This is a genomic window from Paenibacillus sp. CCS19, from assembly GCF_033239625.1.
GTDB lineage: Bacteria > Bacillota > Bacilli > Paenibacillales > Paenibacillaceae > Paenibacillus_T.
Map to the genome: position 1 here is coordinate 119,432 of NZ_BTCK01000009.1, position 19,802 is coordinate 139,233.

Genomic DNA, 19,802 nt, shown 5'->3' on the forward strand with positions numbered 1-19,802 from the left:
TGGAAATAGATATTTTGTGTTAGGTATTCTTACATTATGGTCTTTGAGACTTTTGACAATAACATATAATCGATAAAATAAAAAAAGCCGCAAACCATGCGGCTTCATAAGCTTGTATGTTCTTGTCATCCGACATCCATCCTTACCTTCGAAAAAGGAATACTTGCTTTACGTAACTTGCAAAATGAACATCCATGTACGCTGCCATTCGTTTGTTTAGATCGCGATATTCCTCCGCTGTGTCGGAATGGCGTATACCTCGTTCCTCGATCTGCCTATCAAAGTGATGAAGCTCAATCTCAAGCCGAATTCTGGCAGCCTCCACTTCCTTCGTTAAGGAATCCAGCTCAGGATGGTGATCCTGCTTGATTTTATTTAACCTTTCCTCGGCTAAGGTTTTATGCGTTTGTTCCGCATCGGTTAATTGTGACTTCCGATCCTTATACTTTAATGCTATGGCAGAGATATCACTGCGAGGAAGGACTGCAGGAATTTTAGTTCGATAACTGCGTTCGATTTTTCTTTTCCAATCGACCAGCGCCCTTGCTTGAGCTCGGCTCATGCCTGCATGAACCGAACCTCCGTTTTTTAAAATCAAATAGGCCTTATCGATTTGTTTACGCCCGTAGGATTGATTGATCGAAAAGTCCATAAAATCGGCCGGCGTACGAATACCGTTCGCCCTTAACCGTCGTTTCATTTCATCGTCGATTTCCGGAATTTTTTCCTGGCTAATCTTATGTTTGATTATTTTCTCTTCCAGCCATGTTTTTTGAAACGAGGCCAGTTTTCTGGATAGCTCCGTTTTTTCCGCTTGGTCCATGTTCTGTCTTTTGCGGGCTAACCCGCTTAAATGGATATGAAGCTCCTTCTCCGCCGCTTCCGTTGCATGCCTTTCCCGATAAGCCGCTTCTTCGAGCCTTTGTACGCAATCCTCTATCAAGCCCTCTTGGATTCGACAAAAATTTCGCTTCATTTCGTTCAATTCATTCAGTTCGCTTCTCAATTCGGATAAGACAAGCTCAAGCCTCTTTACGTTTTCGTAAATGGCTCTCTTCTCCTGCACGGAGGGGGCCTTATCATAACGCCACCTTAAAAAGGCCAACTCCGTTCCGAGACCTGCAATCGAACAGATGAGTAGCGCTGCGACCGAGGCACTGCTGTACGTTATAGCCGCGGTTGTCGCTGCTGCGAGTACAATCAGGTAGGAAATGATGCTTTCCGCCAAGAACAAATACGTTGATCGCTGCTTGTGCGGCGTCGCTTCCAACGCAATATGGTCCAAGACCCACGATGCTCCACCAGAATACGAAGCTTCCGGCAGCGGTATGGCGGCAACCTCCTTCGCCTTCCGCTTGAAGAGCCGATCAAACAAGACGGCTAGTGCAGTTCTTGTAGTTCTAAATACCGTATTGAAAGAGAACGCCGAGATATGGGGGCTTGAAGGCTGCGCCGCCTTCTCCTCCGTCTCGGGATAAGAGAGACTAGGTACCTCCGGCACTTCCCCTGTCGCGAATGCGCGAAGTAAGCTTGCTGATGTTCGTACCGCTTCTTTTTGGGCAAGCGCCAGCAATTCGAACGCCCGTGATGTATCTGGACTAACAAAATCATTCCGACGAAAAAGGAGGCATTCCTCCAGCTCTCCCGCTTCAAGCGAATGCCATAGTGAGGGATCGGCACTTACAGCTGTGATCGATATCCAAACTGCCCATGCCGAAAAGTGATCGATGTAGGGGCCGAAATGTTCTTCATTCCTTCCAGGGTGTTGATAGTTTCGATGTCCGAGCTCGTTGCTTGGCATGCCGGTTAAAGCGGGGACATACATTCCGTCGTAGTCGATCAGAATGATTTCATTGTTACTGATCAATATATTTCCATGCTGCAAGTCGCCATGCCCAATATTGGCTGAGCACAGCTCGCGGGTCATTATGATCCATTTATCGGAGAGCTCTTGCAGCAGGTCGGCACGATGCAAATTTTGCCCCATGTAATCGAGCAACGATTCCCCTTCCACCCACTGCATTTTCACGACCGGAAACCACTTGCCGTTAATGTTGATGCCTTCGGAAAGGTATTCGAATGGGACGAGATAAGGAAGAGGATTAGTGCGTAAGTGCAAGCTGATGGCATCGTAACGGATCTTCTGATCCTTTACATTGGTAGTGAAGCACCTGACCGCCCACTCTCGCTCACCGCACTTCAGTCTATATACGCTGGCGAAGCTTCCCGATATCGGACGGGGCAGACCAAGCTTATCCAATTCAGGGAGGCCGGCCTGCAGATCCGGGTCCTTGAAGCAGATGCGCGGATTTTGGATTGCTTCCCTATAATCCTGCGGAGTGGGCCAGAACATCGCCTCACTTCCCTTTAACTAGTTTTAGACGAAGGAACGTAACGTCATCGTTCCTTAGATAGAAATAGCCATCGCGGTGAGGCCGCCGCCTTTCTTCATGCACGAGATGGTTAAAGTCACGCTCGCCGGCTAGCGTATGTAATAGCCTTATCACGCTGCGATCTTCCTCGTAACGAGTTAACAGCCAACAGGCTAGGGCATCGGTCATCAACCAGAATGCGTCTCCGGCTTCGGCGGTGCCGCTCCATCGGTGAACAAATGTTTGAAGCTGGTCGTTATTGGCCGCGTTACTCGAGATGAGAACCGGTCGACGCCCAAAATCATCGGCTGTGCTTAAAGGAAACGAGGCGATCATCGTATCCCCACGCACATGAAAAATACAGCTGTCGCCAACCGCGATCGCGTCGAATACCGCGGACTCGGCATCCATCGAGAATCGGAACGTGATCCCCGCTAATGTGGAAAACGCCCCGCTGCTGAGCTTTTCTTGTGCATACCAAGGGAGATTTTTGCCGTTCGTTTTTTTCTGCCAAGCTTTCGATAAGGGGGAGACTGATCTATGGATCTGCATACCGCTGAATCTGCCAAAGCAATAACCGCTTGCGAGCAAATTCGCCCATAGATCAGCATAGGAGGACTCGCTAGCCCCATCGGCTATGGCGAACCTGCAAATGGTCGTCTCCTTGTGAACATGTGTGCTGCTATGGGAGGCATCCTCGTATTCATCGCTGCGATTTCCTGCCTTCGGCATCCAAAAACATTCGCTTTCGATTCGCATTACTGAAGCCCTACCGCAAGTTGGCCGGACGCGTTCCGATATCAAGCGCCTGGATCACGAGCGTTAAATCCGCATTGAGCACGAAGCCTCTCGATCCATCAGAAAGATTCATGTCGTATTCCTGATTGGCGACGCGGATCATAAAAGGCGTCAGCGTGCTTGAGCCATTGTAAAGCATCCTGGAATACGCATCGGGCAGCGCATCTGCGGTTTCCGGAAAGCGGAGCTCCACCGCGCTCGGACTAGCGGAAATGTGCAGGTTGAATAACAGTACATTTCCGTCATCCGTCGATAGCGCTCTTAGTTGTTCCATTTCAAGTGTCGGATCGCCGTCGGTCGACTCCCCGTCCGTGATATGAATGACAACCGGTGGAAAACAATGCGTGTACTCACCGATCCATTGAGTCAGAACGGTATGAGCCGTTCTGATCGCTTCGCACATCGGCGTGCCTCCGTTTGCTACGGGTTCAAACCAGACTGGAAACTTGACGAGTTGATCAACCAGTCCTCCTGCCCCGTCAGGCACTTTTTTCAAACGCTTATCGAGCTTTGACGGGTTATCGGCAATTTCGCTAATCGGCACCACTTCTTTCCCCGCCAAAGCACCTCCGAACGCAGGACCGACACCAGCGCCATAGCCAATTACGCCCACATGATAGTAATCTCGTATTCCTTCCGACTTCGCGCATTTGATAACGAGATTTTGCAATAACCGGTTAATGGCGTCCGAGACGCTCTCGGACTTCGTGCTCGCCCCGAACGGATCGGACATCGATCCGGATTGGTCTATAATAAACAAGATACACGATGGATTCGAACGGCTGATTTCAGCTGAATACATGCGCTCACCCCTTACAATAGGTACATGTGTATTCCTATTCGAGAGGGGATCAAGTATTGACAATAATAAAGCAGATTCGAAGTGCGAGAGCACCACGCATGCCGGCCTGCCCTTGAATGCAAATCCTTCAATTGGTACCGAGGGTACCGCCATAATCACGAACTGCACTCCGTCGGGAATGTCACCAAGTCCTTGTCATTGCACTTTGACAAGAACTTGATGACATAATAAAAAAAGCCGCAACTTATGCGACTTCTAATGGGAGGATGCCTTCTATAGGTTCAGGATATTCGCTAACGTCTCTTTACCTAGCCTTAGCCGCGCTTTTGCGGCGGAATGCGTTCGGTCTTGTTGATTTCATTTTAACGGCAGTGTTGGTTTTCGAGCGATAACAAACCGGACATGTCGCCTTCGCTGAGCGACGGCGGCGAGTCTTTTGTCGTCTAGCACATTTGTCCGATCTTGCGGAATTTCTCATCATGGCAATGATTTTATTGAATCTCTTCACCATTTGCGGCTTGTTTTTCAACCGTTTTCTGCGAGCCCGCCCACCATTCCGTTTTCGATTTCTACCGGCCCGCCCACCATTCTGCGCAGCATTTTCTATAATCAACTTGCTTTGACTAGCTACTGAACATTGATCTGCATTAATGAGCGGATTATTTCTCGGGACTATAGGAAACATAAGATTTTGAGGGTCGTCGCTGTGTCCATCCCCTCCAGGGTTTGAAGGGTCAACATCTGTCAAACTGTTTATATCGTCGGGATCCGTAAAGCGGAGGAATAAGCCATGCCCGGCCTCATGCGGAAATATATTCGAATTGAGAGCTCCGTCCGCCAACGCCACTTGTCCGTATAAATCGTAATCGGTAGTGCTCCGGAAATTACTAAACAAGGCTATGCCCTTGCCGTCGGGAAGATTGCCGTCGGCGTCGGGGGCAAAATTTTTTCCGCTTAAATAAACGACATAGATGGCTGTTGCATCGTTTGTTCTTCTTCTGGCAGCATCTACTGCATCGCTAATGCTTTGATCTGTAACGTCCATCACACTATCGGCGTCTATTTCTACATTCAATGTAAACCGTCTTAATACAACAAAGTTCAAGCCGCAGTCGTTTCCCCAAGTTTCGTTTGCTCGGGCGATATCATCATCGAGTCTTGCGGCACGTTGGGCTCGCGTAGCGCTTGACGCTGCACCGTTTGTGAAAATGCCGACGACAGGAACTGTTAAAGGCAATTCTCAACATCCCCTATTAATGGATTTGATTTCACCGTTTAGGAAATGCGTGCCCTCGTCGATTGGCGACGGCATAAATTGCATTCGGGCACAGACCCGTTATTCTGATTTATCGATACCATCACCTTCAAACAATAAAAAGCCTTATACCCGCCTTCCGCAAGCAGCGCACCTTGTCCCACTAGGCTTCATATAATAGAGTAGCTTGAAAGTAAGGAAGTGATTTTAATGCCAAGATTACTAGATGCCAGAACATCGCAAAATGCCAGTTTTCAACAATCGATCAGTACGCCGATCTCGCTTGTTCCTGTATTATTTGGACAAGTGGGGTTGGATTGCGTAAATCCAGGCGGAATTATACGTGTTCAATTTACTTTAACTGCGACCATCTCGTTTCCAGGCAGCGGCGTAACAAATATGCCTATCTTATTCCATGTGGTAAGAGGAACCTTGATATCGGATCCCGTGGTGTTCTCCGCTAATCTAACCGTACCGGCAACGGCACCGGGAGCCGGGCCTCTTATTATCCCTATGACCGCTACAGGATCGGATTACAACGTCCCGGCTCCTCTTAACAACCAGCTTACGTATTCCGCATTCATTAGCTCCAGCAGCACGCTGCCGTCTCGGGTCGGTCCGGAAAGCTTTAATGCAGCAGCTTATTCGGACTTTTAACGATCGTTGAATGGCTCCGTGCAGCGGCAGTTTAGGACTCTATAAGTCCTGGACTGCCGCTGTTTCACTTATTGAGTTCTTAAGGATGGAAAAGGTAGCTTATCTCCCTTAACTTATCAAATTTTCCATCCGCAGCACAAAAAAATCCCCAATGCCAGTAAGGATCGGGGATTTACTTCCATGTTGTTTTGCTGATGGTATATACTCGTCGCGGAATCTGCAGTAACCTGGATCAGGAAATTACCCCGATCCCGGTCACATTCGATCCGCTCTTTTGGATGGCATAGTTCATGACCTGTCCATCATAGAATTCGATCGTGATCTTGATGGTTCCATCCAATACGGAATTGTTAAAGAAGTTGCTTTGGATACTGAACGTACCTTCGGTATAGTTCGCATTAAATTCGGAGCCAAACTGCATATACGGGAACCAGGAATTCGGGCCGATTCTGTTGCCGGATGCATCATAGGCAGAAGCGCGTTTCACCTTGGAACCGTTGAAGGTTGCCGGAATTGTAATTCCGGATGTTGTCGTGCCTGTAGCGGTTTGAAATACCGGCGCTGCATATTTGATAATATATTGATGCCATGCGGCGCCTGCTGAGAATTGCAGCTCCAAATCCGCAATGAGGCCGTATGAACCCTTTGTGAATTTCTCGTTTATGAATTTTTTGGAAAGCGTAAGGGTTGCGGTTTTGGCATTATAGGAATAATCGCTTTTCTTCAATCCTGCGATGCCTTTAAAGGCATTCCCGTTAAGCGTAAGCGGAATCTGAATATCCCTTGCAGCCTTTTCTTTGATATAGATTTCGTTTAACCCTGTCGAATAGGAGGAACGTTGTCCCTGAACGGATGCTTTAATCGTTGACCCGATCAAATAATTCCAGTCATAAAGGGCAACCCGATCGAATGCAGGCGGCCAAATCATCGTACTGACTCTATATTTCGAAGCCATGGCATTCAAATATTCCAGATATTTCAGCTTTTCGCCAGACTGATTGGCTGCAGCGCCTTCATCGGAAGATAACCAGCCATATTCGCCGATGACAACCCCGATGCCTTTCGAAATAAAAGTGTTATTCAAGGTGTTGAAGAACAGATCCGTATTGGATCTCGGCGTTTGAGCGGAGTCTTTGTAAAGCTGTTCGTCAAAACCTGTAATGCCCAGATTGCCGCTATACACCCAGTCGCTGTAATAATGAACGGTAGCAATAATGTTCGGATCATTCAGGCCGGTGATAAAGTTGTAGGTTGCAAGGGTTTTATCCTCAGCACTATTTGTTTCATAAGTCGGAATAATAACCATTCTTGTTGCATTATTGCCACCCGAACTGCGAATTACTTGATAGGCAGCTTGGTTGATCCTATTCAATTTTTCCTGCTTTGTGACGGTTCCGGTATCGCTTGCGAATTGCGGCTCATTTATGGTCTCGAAGGATACGGTATTGGGTTCGTCCTTGAAATATTCCGCAAGCTGCGTCCACAAATCCACATATCGCTTATATTCCTCGGATGCCGTATTTCCATCCCAGTCTTTAAGCCAGATCCAGGAATCGTGATGCAGATTGATCATGACATAAAATCCTGCGGAAACGGCCCAATCCACTACTTGTTTATATCTGGCCAGCCATGCGGAATCGATGACGTAGTGTCCGTCGGCTCCCGTTGTATATCTGGTATAGGCGGTCATGGGGATGCGAATGCTATTGAAGCCTTTGGCCTTGGCTGCCGCAATCAACTCTTGCGTTACCTTCGGCTGCCCCCAGGAAGTCTCATCGGATAGCGAGATATCGTTTGAGTTGAAGCTATCAAAGGTATTAAATACGTTCAAGCCTTTGCCCATTGCTTCGACATAGGCCTGCGACGGCGATGCCGCTGCTGCCGATGCGGGCTTCGAACCGTCAAACCCAAATGCAGCCATCAAACATATGGTCATCACAAATACCGTCACTCTTTTCATGAATTGTGTTCTCTGTGATCCTATCATTAGAAATTCCTCCTGTCAGTGTCATATTGCTCTATCTCTCGAATTGATATGAAGCGAGGCGAAAGAAAACGTTTTCGTAAATGGCTTTACGAACCTCAAGCTTACCCTATATCCCCTCCCCTAAAACTGAGATGATTTGTACCTGACTTCCATTCTGGATTATACAGGAAATGATAGAAGGTAACCTTCATTATCGAGTCAACTGAATAGCACAATAAAGACAACCTACTCTTGAGAAACTAAGAGGACAAGAACTTTGATACATTAATGACAAGAACAACTTTAGAACATTTGCTGCTTCTTCAAAGGTTAGATTCTTTGATTTCAGCCAAATATCTTCCTCATGAACAGCAATAAATTCGGATAATGTTCCGATTCGGTTTTGCGGGGTCTTCCGTAAACTTCATCATCGGGTTTAAAGGTACTAACCCGTTCGCCAACTTCAAAGATGAAAAAGCCACCCTTGATCAGGATGGTTTGTCTATTGCTGTTACTTATTATTTTCGATTAGTCCGTAGTGAACGCCAAGCGGATCGATAATGTAAGCAAGCGCGAAGTCGCCAAAATCCATTTTCTCCTGTACGACTGTCGCCCCATTTTCGACCGCCTTGGCGATCGAGTCATCAATGGAATCCACTTGAATCTGTAGACGCACACCTACCGGAAACTGGGACGGACCCTGCGCGATACCGCCGTCGATGCCCGGTTCAGTAGACGGTCCTGTCTTCGTAGGGTAATAGCCCCAGTTGGGCTGCCGCAACTCCCACCTGAACACGTCTGCGTAAAACTTCGATTGTTTCTCGGCATCCTGACTGCTGATTTAAGTATCGGGCTTAACTACAATATGCGAAATCTCCATAGTTGCGCGCTTCTCATTCCTTCCTATTTTCCGCAAAATGATCTATCGCTGCCTGCTCAATAGCCAGCCCTTCCTTGTAACGCTCCATGAACAAGGCAAAGCCTCTCACATCTGCGCTGTCAGGATAAACCTCTTGTCCTTCTGCATCTTTGAACACTTTAGTGGTCAGGTAATCAACCAATCCCTCGTGCGGCTCCTTCATAACCATATAGGATGCCAGAACGGCCATTCCCCATGCACCGCCCTCTCCAGCCGTAGACATAACGGATACAGGGATATTCAGTGCTGCGGCACACATTTTTTGACCGACTATCGGCGTTTTGAACAATCCCCCATGCGCCAGAATGCGGTCAATCGTCACCTGTTCCTTCTGTGTCAAAATATCCATCCCGAGTCTTAGTGCAGCAAACGCGGTAAACAGATGAACTCTCATAAAGTTAGCTAGGTTGAAGCGGCTTTCTGGAGAACGAACGAACAGAGGGCGACCTTGTGCAAACCCGGTAATGTTCTCGCCTGAATAGTATCCGTAGCTCAGTAAGCCACCGCCATCAGCGTCTGCTTCCAGCGCTTTGTTGAACAGGACGCTGAATAACTGATTCATATCGGGCTTCAGTCCCATAGCCACATAGAACTCTCGGAACAAGCCGATCCATGCATTAATATCGCTCGAACAGTTGTTAGCCAGAACCATACCGACAGGACTGCCATCCGGTGTAGTCACGATGTCAATCTCAGGGTGCACCGTGGTTAAATCCTTCTCCAATACAAACATGGCAAAAATCGATGTGCCCACAGAAATGTTGCCGGTACGCTTTTTAACGCTATTCGTAGCAACCATGCCTGTTCCAGCATCGCCTTCTGGAGGACAAAACGGAATACCTGCTTGCAGGCTGCTTGATGGATCTAATAAAAGGGCTCCGGCTTCACTGAGATATCCAGCATGTTCACCTGCAGAATAAACCTTGGGCAAAATATCTGTAAGACTCCATGGGTAGCTTTTATCGGCAATTAACTCGGAAAACCGCTTCACCATACTTTCATTATATTGCTTTGTAAATTCATCGATTGGGAACATACCAGAGGCATCCCCCACTCCAAGTGCCTTGCTCCCAGTCAACAGCCAATGCATATAACCCGACAACGTCGTCATATAATTTATGTTTCGGACATGCTCTTCATCGTTCAAAATCGCTTGATACAAATGTGCGATGCTCCAACGTTGAGGGATTTTAAACTGAAATTTCTCGGTTAGTTCAGATGCAGCTGCACCTGTAGTGGCATTGCGCCATGTACGGAACGGGACCAGCAGCTCCCCTGCTTGATTTAGTGCAATATAGCCCTGCATCATGGCAGAACAACCTATTGAACCGATGTTTTGCAGAGTTACGCCGTAACGTTTCTCGACCTCTTGTTTTAATTGTCGATAGGTTTCCTGCAACCCACTAATAATATTATTGAGAGTGTAGGTCCAATAACCGTCGATCAATTGGTTTTCCCACTCATAGCTGCTAGAACCGATAGTTTGAAAATTGTAATCCATCAGTACAGCCTTGATTCGTGTTGATCCAAATTCGATGCCAAGCGAGGTGTTGCCCTCGACTACCGCCTTTTTAATATTTAGATCCATAATGGGCTGCTCCTTCCTACAATTAACATAAGAATAGCATTCATAAACTTAGTTTGTCTATTAAACAAACTAAGTTTTTTTGTGGTTATATGGGTGTTGATAACCCAAAAAAGCCCGCAGCTTGAGTTATCAAGCAACGGACTCTTTTTATCCTGTATTAACTTAGTATTCGTATTCGTAAATGTCTCTGCCCGTCGACTCATCTTTCTGATACCCTTCCTCACCGATCGTAAAGTCCCCATTACGAACAAACGGCTGCCCGCGGGTGCTTCCGGCAGGCAGCCATTCAACTACATGTATTTACTTGCCTGGCAAGAATTCCTTCGTAAAGACGCTGCTAATATCTTCCTTCTTCTTCAGCACTCCCACATCCAGCAGTTGCTGCTGCAGTTCCGACCAGCGCGCTTCGCTCATCGTTCCCGTCCCGTCCGTTGCGGCATCGCCGCCGAACGCGAAGTCCATCTCCTTCTCCGCGCTGAATTTCATCATATCGAGGCTCATGTCCGGGTTCTGCTTCTGAATGGCCGGATTGATTTCGTCGGAGTGGTCTTTGTAGTAGTCCCAACCCTTCACGGTCGCTGTCATGAATGCCTTCACTTCGTCCGGATGTTTCTTAATCATGTCTTCCGTCGTAAAGTAGACGCCGGCATAAATATTGTAGCCGGAGTCGGCGTTCAGCAGCGTCTCGAACTCGACGCCTTGCTGCTGCAGCGTGTACGTTTCCGAGGTGATGTAGCCCTGCGTGACCGCCTGCGGATCGTTGACGAAATTGACAAGCGACCCGGTATATTTCATTTCCTGCGCGTCGCTCAGTTTATATTTGTTTTTCATAAAGAGCCAGAAGCTTGCGGTCGAGGCGACATATACCTTGTGCCCGTTCAGGTCGCCGAAGCCGTCGATGCCGGAATTTTTGTGATAGAAGAGCGCCTGCGGGCTTTTTTGGAAAGCCGTTCCGATCGCCACGATCGGAATGCCCTCCTGCCTCGCGACCAATATGTCGTCGGCGTTCGCCATGCCGAACTCCGCTTTGCCGGAAGCGACGATTTGGGTGGCGGAAACCGAAGGACCGCCGGGCATGAGCGTGATGTCCAGACCGCCGTCCTTGTAAAAGCCTTTCTCCTGCGCAGCGAAATTCCCGCCGTGCTCCGGCTCCGCGAACCAGTTCAACACGAGCGTCGCTTTGACCGGTTCCTTCGTTCCTGAGCCAGACGAATCGCTAGTTTTGCTGTCCGAGCCGCATGCTGACATCAGACCGACAGATAAAGCCATAATCGCGGTTAAAGCGGCGCCTCTCTTCGCATTCACAGTTTTCATGGTCATGGTCCCCTCCATCAAGCTTCTATATTTTTGTTTGTCCTTCTAGGCTCATCATAGAGTCGATGTCATATAAAGGTCAATATTCATGACATAATGTTTGTAATTCTGCACAATATTCGGAGGGGTGATTGTCAATTGCACCTTTTATTGCGAGATATATTACATATAACTACTTCGGATTCGTTTTATTTAACGTATATATGACATGGTTAAGCGAGGAATGATTAGACAGTCCCTACCGTAACCCCGAGTTCTTTCAGCCAGCGTCGGTACGCGACCGAGAAGATATCGACCCGGTGATTCAGCTCTGCCTGCAGATCGAGCGGCAGCAGCTCGGGTTTCTGCGACTCGATAACCTGCGCATCCTGATCGAAGACGATATCCTGGAAGCGGATGAAATTCGCGTCGTCCACATCGAACCCGTAATTGCGCGAGACCATCATGAACACGAGGCATTCGTCCTCCGCTACCGGAGCGACAGTAAGCAGAATCCACAAGGTTTGGCCGTTGCCTGGGTCGGTCTTTGAGAGCCTCGCGGAAAGCGGACGGAACACTTCCTTGCGATATACATACGTCGTCCCTTCTTTCTTATCCGAGCCCGAATGTGCGACCGGCTGGAAAATCGGAATGTTTTCGATATAAATCCGATTCTTCTCCTTGATGACTTGAATGTCCGGAAGCTCGGCATAGTCAGGATGGCCAAGTAAATCCTGATGGACGAACATGAGATGCGCAAAATCGGTGAAGTTCTCGATAACCCGCGTTCCTGCCGCCTTCACCTTATACGGTCCGCAGGGCAGCGGACGGAAGGCGGAATCGGCGAATTCTTCGAAATGAGGAACGCCGCCTGCCGGTTCGCCGAGACAGACCCAGACAAACCCGTACTTCTCCTCGCAGGCGTAAGCTGTCGTCTTCGCTCGCGGCGGAATCCGCTCTCCGGCCGGCTGGGCCGGAATGCAGACGCATTGCCCTCCGCCGTCGTACCGCCAGCCATGATAGGGGCAGACGATTTCGTCTCCCTTCACCCAGCCCCTGGACAGCATCGCGCCGCGATGGATGCATAGGTCGCGCAGCGCCTGTACGCCGCGGCTGTTCCGGAAAAGCACCACCCTCTCGCCAAGCAGCGTAACGCCGATCGGCTTCTCCTTCAGCTCGGAGGACAAATATACGGCATGCCAATCGTTCTCCAGTACGGGATCGAGCAGTCTTTCCATAAGCAAAGCACCGTCCTTCAATGGGATATGTAATTATTGAATGGAATTGAACACCGGATAGCGCGCCGCCAGCTTCGCGCGCAGCGCGTCGACGCGCGCCTGAGCGCGGCGCAGAAGCTCTCGTTCGTCTACGAGGACGCACCGTCGTTCTTCGACGACAATGCGACCGCCGACCATAACGAGCTCTACGTCGTTGCCGTTTGCGTTATAGACAAGGGCGGAGGAAGCTCGGTGAACCGGACTGATATGCGGTTTCAGCAGATCGACAACGACGAGGTCGGCCTTCTTGCCGGGCTCGAGACTGCCGAGATCGGCTTCGCGGCGCATCGCCTTCGCGCCGCCGTTCGTCGCCATCCGCAGCACTTCCATCGGCGGCAGCAGCGTCGCGTCCATCGCATCGACTTTATGAAGGCAAGCCGTAAACTTCAACATTTCGAGATTGTCCTGGCAATTGTTGCTTCCGGGCCCGTCCGTGCCGAGCGCTACGTTGATGCCCATCCGCCGCATCTCCGGCACGCGCGCGACGCCGGAGGCGAGATACATGTTCGATACCGGACAATGCACGACCGAGGCCCGCCGGGCGCGGATCGTCTCCAGCTCGCCGTCGTCCAGCCATATGCCGTGCACGACCTGCGTACGTTCGCCCAGCAGTCCGACCGCGTTCAACAGCTCGAGATTGCGCAGTCCGAAACGTTCCAGCGTGTTGTCGATCTGGCCGCTCGTCTCCGCGACATGCACATGAGCGATAAGACTTCGTTCCTCTGCGTAGCGGGCGGCGCGTTCTAGAAATTCGTGCGAACAGCCGTACAAATTGAGCGGGCCGAGCGCGATGCTCACCCGTCCCGATGCTGCGCCTTCCCAATCGTCCAGCAGGTTGTCCGTCGCTGCGAATACCTGCTCTGCCGATTCGCGCAGCCGGTGCTCGCCGGACAGGTCAGCACCGCCTCGGGCGAGATGGCCTCGTATGCCGGAGTCGACGAACGCACGCAGCACGCCGGATGTATTGTCAGGGGAAGTATGGATGTAATGATGGTCCATCACGTAGGTCGCGCCGGACTTCAAATTTTCGACGCAGCCGATGAGGCCCGCCAAGTAGAAATCTTCCGGCTCCATGACGAGGCTGAGGGGCCAGATGATTTCGCGCAGCCAGTCCGCAAGCGGCAAATGGTCGGACACGCCGCGCATATAGGTTTGGAACAAATGGGTGTGGGCATTGACGAGTCCCGGAATGACGACTTTCCCTTCCGCATCGTAGACGTATGAACAGGTGTCGCGAAGCCGATGGAGCCGTTCGTCGTCCCGGCTCCACAGGCCCACCTCCTTGATTTCGTCTCCTGATACGTACACGTAACCAGGCTTGAGCACGCTGCCTGCCGCGTCCATCGGCAGTACCGTTCCGTTATAAATCAGTTTCTCGGTCACTCTCATCCCTCCTTGGCGATCGGCGTTCAAGCCGAATCGTAGACGTCAAGCGCCGCCTGCACGGCATCGCCTGCCGGCAGCTTCCAGCCTTCGCGAAGCAGCGACGCCTCCAGCGACCCGAGCAGATGAAGCACGTTCGTCTGCCGGCAGCTGTAGCCCATCGTGCCAATCCGCCATATTTTCCCCTTCAGCGGTCCGAACGAGCTGGCGATTTCAACACCGAAGACGCGCAGCAGCCGTTCGCGCACCCGTTCTCCGTCAATGCCGTCCGGCACATTGACGCAGGTGACGACGGGCAGCTTGCAGCCGGGATCGCCATACAGCGCAAGTCCCATCGCGCGCAGGCCGGTCATCAACGCCCGTTCGTGCAGACGGTGGCGGGCGAAGCGCTCCTCCAGCCCTTCGGATAGCGCGATCCGGACTCCCTCCCGAAGCGCATACAGCATGGACGTCATTTCGGTGTGATGATTGAGCCGGGCGGGGCTCCAATAATCCTGCAATTGACTCAAGTCAAGATAATTGCTTTGCACAGGCCGCACTGAAGGCGAATCATCGGTGCCGGAGCGGAGGCCGTGTTCGATCCGTTTGCGCGTCTGCAGCTTGCGTTCGGCGCGGTCGTTATACGTAACGGGCGCCATGCCGGACGGGATCGACAAGCATTTTTGCGTACCGCCGATGACCGCGTCCAGCTGCCATGCGTCCGTCTCCACCGGAACGCCGCCGATCGTGGCCACCGCGTCGACGACAAACAGGGCGCCGACTTCGCGGCATGCTGCACCGATACCCTCCAATGGCTGCAACCTTCCGGTCGATGTTTCGCCGTGCACGATCGCGACAAGATCGGGACGTTCCCGTTTGACGGCAGCCGCGATTTCCTCGGGGTCGAAGACTCCGCCCCATTCCCGCTCCATCACGATCACAGAAGCGCCGCATCGCTGGGCGATTTCATGCAGCAGATGGCCGAAACGGCCGTAAATGGGGATGAGCACCCGATCGCCTGGCGCGATCAAACTGTTCAGCACCGCCTCGATGCCGGAACGAGACGTGCCGTCGACAGGATACGCCCATTCGTTGTTGGTTTGAAACAAATGACGCAGCAGCTCCATCGATTCGTTCATCAGCCGCGTGAATTCGGGATCGAATTGTCCCAGGATCGGATACGACAGCGCGCGCAGCACACGCGGCTCAGCCTCGACGGGACCGGGCGTCATAATGATGCGCGGAGAAGGAGACAATTCCGCGTAGGCAGATCGGTTGAAAGGCGCAAGGCCGAACGGTCGATTCATCGCCGCCACTCCTGTCCATAGGCTAATTCGTACAGGCAGTCCGCCAGGACGGCGGCGCCTTCCGTCAGCTGTTCCGGGGTCGAATATTCGTCCGATGAATGACTGACGCCTCCTCGGCTCGGCACGAACAACATCGCGGCGGGACAAACAGCGGCGAATAACTGGGCGTCGTGCCCCGCCCCGCTGACCATCCTCCTCGAAGAGTTGGCCCGCGCCAGACAGGCGCGTTCCAGGAGACCGGTCAGTCCGTCGTCCATCTGCGTCGGCTTCGTCGCCAGCCAGCAGCGCGACTCGAAACCGAGTCCCCGGCTTCGAGCGATCGCCTCGAAAGCGGCGAGCGTATCCCGGCAGAAAGACTCCAGCTTCAGTTCCTTGTCATGGCGGATATCGAGCGTGAAACGAACTTCGCCGGGAATGACGTTCGGCGTGCCGGGCATCGTCTCGAGACGGCCGACGGTGGCAACGAGCGGATCGCCCGCCGCCTTCGCCCGCGTCTCGAGCAGCGCCAGCATCTCGACCGCGCCGGCCAGCGCGTCGGCCCGCATCGACATCGGCGTCGTGCCTGCATGGTTGCTCGCCCCGGTCAGCGTGACGGCATAGCGGCGCTGGCCGACGATCGCCTCCACGAGCCCGATCTGTCGGCCCGAGCGCTCGAGTACAATGCCCTGCTCGATATGCAGTTCAACGAATGCGCCGATATCGCGGCGCAGACACGGCGTCTGCGTCTCTAGGCCGAAGCCGGCCGTGCGCATCGCCTCCGCAAGCGTAATCCCGTCCGCGTCGGCAATGCCTTCGCCGTCGTCGAAGCCATAGACGCCGGTCGCATTCCCGGACCCCCAGTAGGCGAGCGGAAAACGGCTGCCCTCTTCCTCGCAGAGCGACACGACCTCGAGCGTTCGAAGTGGCGCGCCGCAGGTTCTTTTGAGCGCGGCAAGCGCCATCAGACCGGCAACAACGCCATAGGAGCCGTCATACCGACCGCCGGAGCGGACGGTATCGACATGCGAGCCGGTCAGCACGACCGGCGCTGCCGAGTCAGCGCCAAGCAGCCGCCCGTACAGATTGCCCGCGCGGTCGAAGCGCGTCTCGAGGCCTGCTACCCGCATTCGCTCCTCCAGGAACAGTTGGGCAGCCCGCCACGATTCCGTGTACAGCAACCGGGTGACGCCGCCGCCTTCTTCTGCGCCGAAGCCGGCCAGTTCATCGAGCAGTCCGGGAAGCTCCGCGAAGGCGGACATGTCCAGCGGCGGCCTCATGACGACCATTCCTCATTGCTCGGCAACGGCAGCGAAGCCTGTCGGGATATTCGCTTCGCTGGGGCAGGCGTTTCCGCCGGGAGAACTGCCGCATGTTCTATCGGAGCTTCGCCCTCTCCCGCTGCTCTAAGCGGAACCGTTAACCGCAATCCACTGCCTGGCGTCACGCCTGCCCCTTCCATGTACACCGTCTTCCCGCGGCACAACGTCCGGACGACCTTGCACGTGAATCGGCGTCCGATGTACGGGTTGTGCGGGTGCCGTTGATAGAGTCCCTCGCGAGTCAACACATCAGATCGGTTTGGGTCGACGATCGCCAGATCGGCGTCGAAGCCTACCGAAATTTCGCCTTTGCGCGGATAGAGGCCGATGCGCCGAGCGGGATTGGCCGAAAGCGCCGCCGACAGCAGCTGCAGCGGAACGCCGCGCTTCACCCACCCTTCCTCAAGCATCAGCTCCAGCGTATTTTGCGCGCCGGCGATACCGCCCCACGCGTCGAAGAACGACAGCCCGGTCGCCGTCTTCATCGATTCCGGGCACGGCGAATGATCGGAAGCGACCAGATCGATCGCTCCTACCATCAGGCGGGACCACAATCCCTCCCTTCGGCTTTCGTCGCGCAGCGGCGGCGCGCATTTGGCCGCTGGACCGATGAGCGCCATGTCGTCCTCTGTCAGCGTCAAATAGTGCGGGCACGTCTCCGCGCTGACATCGATGCCTCTCCGCTTAGCTGCAGCGATCAAGTCAATTGCTTCCGGCGTGCTGATGTGGACGAAATGGAGACGGCAGCCCGTCTCCTCAGCGAGCTCAAGCGCTTCGCCAACCGCAGCCAGTTCGGCTGCTGCCGGTCGCGACGCGGCAAAGTCCCTCGCTTCCGTCCGTCTCTCGGCTGCCATTCGCGCCGCAAGATGCGAAGTCATCGATTCGCTCTCCGCATGCAGCGCGAGCAGGCCGCCGAACGCCGCGATCCTGCGCATTCCTTCCCGCAGCGCCTCTCGGCCGATTTCGCGGAACCGCCCTTCGCCCTCGCCGCCCGGATTCGACATGAACGCTTTGAAGCCGACGACTCCGGCGGCCGCCAATTCCGCCAATCGGTCCGCATTACCCGGAACGAGCCCGCCCCAGAAGGCGTAATCGACAGCGGAAGCGCCCTCGGCGAGCTGTGCCTTCAATGCCAACGCTCCCGCATCGCCCGTCGCCGGATTTCCGTTCACCGGCATATCCGCGTAAGTCGTGCAACCGCCGGCCGCCAGCGCCGCCGAGCCGGTAGCGAAGCCTTCCCAATGACCGAAATTCGGCTCGTTTAAATGCACATGAACGTCGACAATCCCTGCCATGACGAGCAGACCGTCCGCATCGATCGTTTCCGCAGCCCGGCCTGCGCCGTCGATGAGATCCGCATCCGCGACGGCGGCGATCCGTCCGTCCTTCACGGCGATGTCAACCTTCTTCGCTCCAGAAGGAAGTACGGCTGTGCCTCGCCGTATGATCAAATCGTAGCAATCCCCCAGTTGCTCCAGTACCCCCATGTCGTTTCAGCTCCCCCGATACGTGCTATAGCCGCCGGGCGCTGCCAGCAGGGGGATATGATAATGCGCTTCCGGATCGGTCACCCGGAACCGAACCGGCACCTGCTCCAGCAGCTGCGCCGGTGCGGCCGCCTTCGCGCCGGCGGACACGCCTGCGATTTCTTCCCCGCTGCAAGCTTCGCCTTCGGCATCCATTATGCCGCCAAAATAACCGCCGATATGGAACAGCAGCTCGTACACGCCGCACTCCAGACAACCCTCCGCCAGCAATGGCTGATTAAGCCTGCCGTCGGCGTTGGTGACCGCTTCCGTCACGAACGCGCCTGGCGGCGTTCCGTCCAGCCGCCACAGCTGCACCTTCACTCCGGGGGCGGGCCGCCCGCGCGATACGTCCAGCACATGAGTCGTCAGCCGCCCCCCGCTCATGCCGACACCTCCGACATATCGTCGCGTACGGCGAGCAGATCGTCCTTCGTCATCGAGAAACCCTGGAAGCCGAACGGCGGACGCGGTTCAGTGAACACGCCCGGCGCTCCGCCGGCCGCTGGCTCCACGACGGTTTCCCATGTCCGATTGTTCGATTCGAACCTCACCTCCGCCAATTGCGGGAATCGGGTAAGCAACCGCTGGCCGATCAGCCAGATCAAATATTGAATGGACGGCGTCTCGAACTCGTAGAACACGTTATGCGCAATGTCGCGCACCTGCTCGGCAGGGACGTAGCGCCCCTTCTCCGGTTGCAGCGCCTCCTCCGGATCATCGTAGCGCCACTGCAGATCGAGGAAAATAAACAGCGGCCGATCCTGTGCTTCCGGCAACGTCGTATATTCATCGCGGATGAAGCCGGCAAACGAGCTGCCGCTCACCTTGATGAGCTGCAGCTCCGTTAAGCCGCACCAGTGAGAGGCGATTGCCGAGCCGCCCGACGAATTGCGCACGACCTCCATGCCGGCGCTTGCATGGTCGTTATGGGAACGCCGGTATACGAGATCGTTGTTCATGAATCCGCCTGGCCCTGGCACGGCGAGCGGCTCGAACGGAATCCGGTCCGCGCTCAGCTCCACGCAGTCGATATGCGGATATACCGCCAGAAAACGTTCGGCCAGATAAGCAAGCAGCCCTTCAGTCGTGCTCCCGTCGAACGAAGCCGACTGGCGCAAAATGAAATTTTTCATCGAATCGGTGGCAACGACCTGTCGGTTGTCCCCTTCGGTGAAGGAAGTCAGAAGCGCTTCGCCGCTGACGGCGAACTTGACGTTGTGGGCGAAGATGACGTTGCGCGTTTCGGTGTAAGGCGATTCCGGTATCGGCGGCGCTTCAAGCGGGCGAGCGTAAGTCCGGTAAACGAGCACGTCGCCTTTCCCGTAATAGAGCGTGCGTCCGCACGGTAGTTTCCGCATAGCAATCTCGTCCTTTCGTTC

16 protein-coding genes are annotated in these 19,802 nt (G+C 53.5%); 1 reads left to right on the plus strand and 15 read right to left on the minus strand.

The features are described from left to right. Positions 1 to 142: 142 nt before the first annotated feature. The 4 genes from SBI19_RS09275 to SBI19_RS09290 form a co-directional block, all read right to left on the minus strand. Positions 143 to 2,353 (minus strand): protein kinase family protein, encoded by a 2,211-nt coding sequence (locus tag SBI19_RS09275; RefSeq protein ID WP_317967274.1) that lies wholly within the window; start codon positions 2,351 to 2,353, stop codon positions 143 to 145. Positions 2,354 to 2,357: 4 nt separating this feature from the next. Then, positions 2,358 to 3,131, minus strand: coding sequence for a hypothetical protein (locus SBI19_RS09280; protein ID WP_317967276.1), 774 nt, complete (start codon positions 3,129 to 3,131; stop codon positions 2,358 to 2,360). A gap of 10 nt (positions 3,132 to 3,141) precedes the next feature. Beyond that, on the minus strand, positions 3,142 to 3,972 hold the full coding sequence (locus SBI19_RS09285; protein ID WP_317967278.1) for a vWA domain-containing protein: 831 nt from the start codon (positions 3,970 to 3,972) through the stop codon (positions 3,142 to 3,144). Positions 3,973 to 4,276: 304 nt separating this feature from the next. Beyond that, a complete protein-coding gene (locus tag SBI19_RS09290) occupies positions 4,277 to 5,209 on the minus strand; it encodes a hypothetical protein (RefSeq protein ID WP_317967280.1) in 933 nt (310 codons plus the stop codon). 228 nt (positions 5,210 to 5,437) lie between these two features. Between SBI19_RS09290 and SBI19_RS09295 the strand changes: the two genes are divergently transcribed. After that, positions 5,438 to 5,884 (plus strand): hypothetical protein, encoded by a 447-nt coding sequence (locus SBI19_RS09295; RefSeq protein ID WP_317967282.1) that lies wholly within the window; start codon positions 5,438 to 5,440, stop codon positions 5,882 to 5,884. Positions 5,885 to 6,116: 232 nt separating this feature from the next. On the opposite strand, the gene SBI19_RS09300 is transcribed toward SBI19_RS09295, so the two are convergent. From SBI19_RS09300 to pucL, 11 genes are all read right to left on the minus strand, one after another. Then, positions 6,117 to 7,871 (minus strand): cellulase family glycosylhydrolase, encoded by a 1,755-nt coding sequence (locus tag SBI19_RS09300; protein WP_317967284.1) that lies wholly within the window; start codon positions 7,869 to 7,871, stop codon positions 6,117 to 6,119. 490 nt (positions 7,872 to 8,361) lie between these two features. Beyond that, entirely contained in the window at positions 8,362 to 8,691 is a 330-nt protein-coding gene (locus SBI19_RS09305; RefSeq protein ID WP_317967326.1) for a VOC family protein, read from the minus strand. 52 nt (positions 8,692 to 8,743) lie between these two features. Beyond that, positions 8,744 to 10,357 (minus strand): xylulokinase, encoded by a 1,614-nt coding sequence (locus SBI19_RS09310; protein ID WP_317967286.1) that lies wholly within the window; start codon positions 10,355 to 10,357, stop codon positions 8,744 to 8,746. A gap of 300 nt (positions 10,358 to 10,657) precedes the next feature. Further along, a complete protein-coding gene (locus SBI19_RS09315; RefSeq protein WP_317967288.1) occupies positions 10,658 to 11,671 on the minus strand; it encodes an ABC transporter substrate-binding protein in 1,014 nt (337 codons plus the stop codon). Positions 11,672 to 11,898: 227 nt separating this feature from the next. Next, positions 11,899 to 12,888, minus strand: a complete 990-nt coding sequence (locus SBI19_RS09320; protein WP_317967290.1) for an aromatic ring-hydroxylating dioxygenase subunit alpha — start codon at positions 12,886 to 12,888, stop codon at positions 11,899 to 11,901. A gap of 33 nt (positions 12,889 to 12,921) precedes the next feature. Continuing rightward, the gene (locus SBI19_RS09325; protein WP_317967292.1) at positions 12,922 to 14,310 is read right to left on the minus strand and encodes an amidohydrolase family protein; all 1,389 of its coding nucleotides are present in this window, start codon (positions 14,308 to 14,310) and stop codon (positions 12,922 to 12,924) included. Positions 14,311 to 14,336: 26 nt separating this feature from the next. Next, positions 14,337 to 15,521, minus strand: a complete 1,185-nt coding sequence (locus SBI19_RS09330; protein ID WP_317967328.1) for a pyridoxal-phosphate-dependent aminotransferase family protein — start codon at positions 15,519 to 15,521, stop codon at positions 14,337 to 14,339. 71 nt (positions 15,522 to 15,592) lie between these two features. Beyond that, complete coding sequence (gene allC, locus SBI19_RS09335) at positions 15,593 to 16,852, minus strand: allantoate deiminase (RefSeq protein WP_317967294.1); 1,260 nt, start codon at positions 16,850 to 16,852, stop codon at positions 15,593 to 15,595. Further along, positions 16,849 to 18,381, minus strand: coding sequence for an allantoinase AllB (allB, locus tag SBI19_RS09340; protein WP_317967296.1), 1,533 nt, complete (start codon positions 18,379 to 18,381; stop codon positions 16,849 to 16,851). Before allB ends, allC begins: the two co-directional genes overlap by 4 nt. Before the next feature lie 6 nt (positions 18,382 to 18,387). After that, the gene (locus SBI19_RS09345) at positions 18,388 to 18,807 is read right to left on the minus strand and encodes a hydroxyisourate hydrolase (RefSeq protein ID WP_317967298.1); all 420 of its coding nucleotides are present in this window, start codon (positions 18,805 to 18,807) and stop codon (positions 18,388 to 18,390) included. Continuing rightward, positions 18,804 to 19,781 (minus strand): factor-independent urate hydroxylase, encoded by a 978-nt coding sequence (pucL, locus tag SBI19_RS09350; RefSeq protein ID WP_317967300.1) that lies wholly within the window; start codon positions 19,779 to 19,781, stop codon positions 18,804 to 18,806. Before pucL ends, SBI19_RS09345 begins: the two co-directional genes overlap by 4 nt. Positions 19,782 to 19,802: the final 21 nt, after the last annotated feature.

Coding starts and splice junctions, on each gene's coding strand:
- SBI19_RS09345 (WP_317967298.1), bottom strand. CDS start 18,807: ATGAGCGGGGGGCGGCTGACGACTCATGTGCTGGACGTATCGCGCGGG.
- SBI19_RS09320 (WP_317967290.1), bottom strand. CDS start 12,888: ATGGAAAGACTGCTCGATCCCGTACTGGAGAACGATTGGCATGCCGTA.
- pucL (WP_317967300.1), bottom strand. CDS start 19,781: ATGCGGAAACTACCGTGCGGACGCACGCTCTATTACGGGAAAGGCGAC.
- SBI19_RS09315 (WP_317967288.1), bottom strand. CDS start 11,671: ATGAAAACTGTGAATGCGAAGAGAGGCGCCGCTTTAACCGCGATTATG.
- SBI19_RS09285 (WP_317967278.1), bottom strand. CDS start 3,972: ATGTATTCAGCTGAAATCAGCCGTTCGAATCCATCGTGTATCTTGTTT.
- allB (WP_317967296.1), bottom strand. CDS start 18,381: ATGGGGGTACTGGAGCAACTGGGGGATTGCTACGATTTGATCATACGG.
- SBI19_RS09300 (WP_317967284.1), bottom strand. CDS start 7,871: ATGATAGGATCACAGAGAACACAATTCATGAAAAGAGTGACGGTATTT.
- SBI19_RS09310 (WP_317967286.1), bottom strand. CDS start 10,357: ATGGATCTAAATATTAAAAAGGCGGTAGTCGAGGGCAACACCTCGCTT.
- SBI19_RS09330 (WP_317967328.1), bottom strand. CDS start 15,521: ATGACGCCCGGTCCCGTCGAGGCTGAGCCGCGTGTGCTGCGCGCGCTG.
- SBI19_RS09275 (WP_317967274.1), bottom strand. CDS start 2,353: ATGTTCTGGCCCACTCCGCAGGATTATAGGGAAGCAATCCAAAATCCG.
- allC (WP_317967294.1), bottom strand. CDS start 16,852: ATGAGGCCGCCGCTGGACATGTCCGCCTTCGCGGAGCTTCCCGGACTG.
- SBI19_RS09280 (WP_317967276.1), bottom strand. CDS start 3,131: ATGCGAATCGAAAGCGAATGTTTTTGGATGCCGAAGGCAGGAAATCGC.
- SBI19_RS09295 (WP_317967282.1), top strand. CDS start 5,438: ATGCCAAGATTACTAGATGCCAGAACATCGCAAAATGCCAGTTTTCAA.